The organism is Stenotrophomonas sp. HMWF003, assembly GCF_003061285.1.
In the GTDB taxonomy this organism is placed as follows: domain Bacteria; phylum Pseudomonadota; class Gammaproteobacteria; order Xanthomonadales; family Xanthomonadaceae; genus Stenotrophomonas; species Stenotrophomonas maltophilia_AP.
In genome coordinates this window covers 1-2,437 of record NZ_QAIW01000336.1, presented here as the reverse complement: position 1 = coordinate 2,437, position 2,437 = coordinate 1, and the positions used below count along the sequence as shown (strand labels likewise).

The 2,437-nt window shown below is 69.6% G+C and carries 4 protein-coding genes; all 4 read right to left on the bottom strand.

Translation table 11 applies throughout. The features are described from left to right. Positions 1-202 precede the first annotated feature (202 nt). Positions 203-664: a protein sip-5 gene (locus tag DBR34_RS13525; protein ID WP_128097177.1), complete on the bottom strand. Its 462-nt coding sequence runs from the start codon at positions 662-664 to the stop codon at positions 203-205. Then, a complete protein-coding gene (locus DBR34_RS13520) occupies positions 661-1,161 on the bottom strand; it encodes a phage holin family protein (RefSeq protein WP_181394004.1) in 501 nt (166 codons plus the stop codon). The genes DBR34_RS13525 and DBR34_RS13520 overlap by 4 nt, the downstream gene beginning before the upstream one ends. Before the next feature lie 6 nt (positions 1,162-1,167). Next, the gene (locus tag DBR34_RS13515; protein ID WP_019185548.1) at positions 1,168-1,533 is read right to left on the bottom strand and encodes a hypothetical protein; all 366 of its coding nucleotides are present in this window, start codon (positions 1,531-1,533) and stop codon (positions 1,168-1,170) included. Positions 1,534-1,666: 133 nt separating this feature from the next. Beyond that, the coding region (locus DBR34_RS13510; protein WP_128097176.1) for a PDZ domain-containing protein at positions 1,667-2,437 on the bottom strand (771 nt) is incomplete at its 5' end.

The following is a 2,437-nucleotide window of genomic DNA, read 5'->3' as shown; positions in this document are numbered from 1 at the left end:
ACGCTCATGCGGGCGCCGGGCAGGAAAGGTGCGCCATTATTGGGCAAGCCAGGTGCGGGCGGCGTGTTGGTGGCGGGGTCAAAACGCATCCGCGCCGGCGCGGGATACACCCCAGCCAGCCGTCTGCGCGGCACGCAATAAAAAACCCCGCCGCGGTGGGCGGCAGGGCTTCAGATGCATTACCCCGGCGGATCGGCCGGACTCAGCGTTCGGAAAGATCCGTCGCCGCTTCGGCCGGCTGCGGTTGGCGCTGGTCACCGGCGTCGACACGCGGTGCTGCAGCGGCTGCGGCGCGTGGCGCGGGTGGCTGGCGCGGCACGCCGTCCACCGCATCATCCACCTTGTCGGCGGCCTGCTCGGCGGTGTCGGCCGCTTCACTGGCCTGCATCGACGCAAACGCGGCCTGGGTACTGGCCAACAGGTTGGACACCGAGCCGATCATCTGCAGCCAGCGCGCGCCCTGGACCTTCGCCCCGAGCCCGGTGGGCTCCAGCTTGCCGGCCAGGAAACCGCCGGCCAGGCCCACGGTGATGATGCGCAACGGCGTCCAACCGGCCCGCCATGCGTCGCTGAGGGTGAACCAGCTGCTGCGGGTTTTCTCCACCCGCACCGCCACGACCAGTTCGGCACGCTGCACGCGTTGCCGCAAGGCTTCAAAATTCATCGCTTGGCCCCCGTCGTATCGACGTCGGCATCGGGATCTTCTTCGCTCGGTTCGTCATACAGCCCCAGCCGCGACAACTGGCGACGGGTGGCATGCATGCCGGTATGGCGGAAGAAGAACGACACCCGCCACATGGCATAGCCGGTCACGATCAGGCTGAGGATCGAGGTGATCAGCAGCGAGTGGAACCAGGTCATGCCCCAGCGCACCATCAGCGCGATCAGCGTGCCGGCCAGCAACAGCCAGGCCGACGCACCGAACACGATCGCTACGCCACTCCACGCCAGCGCCCGCCCGAAGGCACTGCGCGCCAGCGCGAAATCGGCCGAGGCCAACCGGCGCAGTGACCGCAGCGTGTGCTTGGCCGACTCCACGGTGTCACGACCGGCGGCACCCACCTGGCGGATGCTTTCATCCAGGTGGGGCGCCTTCTCAGCGCCGTCCGGTGGCGGGGCGTCCGCGCCACCGGTGGCGGTCGACTGGGCTTGATCGCTCACGCCGGATTACTTGTCGCCGCCGCTGCGGGCCAGCTTGGCGATGATCCAGCCGGCGGCGAAGGCGACGCCGAAGGAGGCCAGCGGACGCTCGCGGATGAGCTCGGCGGCGCTGTCCACCAGGTCCTTGCCCTTGTCCATCAGGGCATCGACCTGCTCCTTGGCGGCGGCACCACCGAACTCGGCGGCAGCCAGGCCCGACAGCGCGGTGTCGGACAGCTCGGCCTTGACGTTGGCCTTGCCGATCCGCAGTTCGTCGCCCGCGGCACCGGTGGCGCCCTTGATCGCGCCGCCTGCAGCGGTGGCGGCCGACTTCAGGTGCGAACCGGCTTCGCCCAGGTGTTCCTTCAGGTTTTCGGTATTGGTGGGGCTCATCGTGACTCTCCGTTATGTGCGATGGGGAAGGTGACCGGGCAGGAACCGCGGTAACGAACTCAAGGTAATAGCATCGGCCGGGTGTAGAGGGTGTTAGCTGGCGTGAGATGCGCGCGAAGGCCGGCTGACCGGTTCAGCGCATCACCAGCACGCCGGGCGTGTTGCCGCGCACGATGCGCAGCACCAGCTGCGGCGGGCGTTGCTGGAAGTTGGCGCGCCAGCTGGCCAGGTCGGCGAACTCGCCGGCGGTGGTTTCGGTGATCACATCGCCGGCGGCAAGGCCCGAGCTGGCCGCGCGGCTGCCGCGCTTGACCTCGCTGACCTGCACGCCGCTGATGCCGGCCTGGCGCAGCGACTCGGGCAGGTCCACGAAGGTGGCCCCGGCCAGGCGCGGGTCGAGCGTGTCGCCGCTGACCGCGCGCGCCTGTTCCTTCAGCGTGGCCTTGAGCTGCTGCGCCTTGCCGTCGCGGCGGATATCCAGGGTGAGCGTGCTGCCCACCGGCGCCAGGCCTTCAATGTTGTGCAGCGCCTGCGCGCTGTCCACGCGCTGGCCGTTGGCCGACACCACCACATCGCCCGGGCGCAGGCCGGCGGCGGCCGCGCCGGAGCCGGCCAGTACCCGCGTGACCAGCGCGCCGCGCGCTTCGTTCAAGCCCAGGCCCTGGGCGATCTGCTGGGTCAGGTTCTGCGCTTCCACGCCCAGCGTGCCGCGTACCACCACGCCATGCTTGACCAGCTGGTCCACCACGTCGCGTGCCAGGTTGGACGGAATGGCCAGGCCCAGGCCGATGTTGCCGGCCATGCTGCCCTGCGGATTGAAGCTGGCGGTATTGATGCCCACCAGCTGGCCCTGCAGGTTGACCAGCGCACCGCCGGAGTTGCCCGGGTTGATCGAGGCGTCGGT

Bases quoted from the DNA above. Each gene is read 5' to 3' on its own strand.
- DBR34_RS13525 (WP_128097177.1), bottom strand. From the start codon at position 664: ATGAATTTTGAAGCCTTGCGGCAACGCGTGCAGCGTGCCGAACTGGTC.
- DBR34_RS13515 (WP_019185548.1), bottom strand. From the start codon at position 1,533: ATGAGCCCCACCAATACCGAAAACCTGAAGGAACACCTGGGCGAAGCC.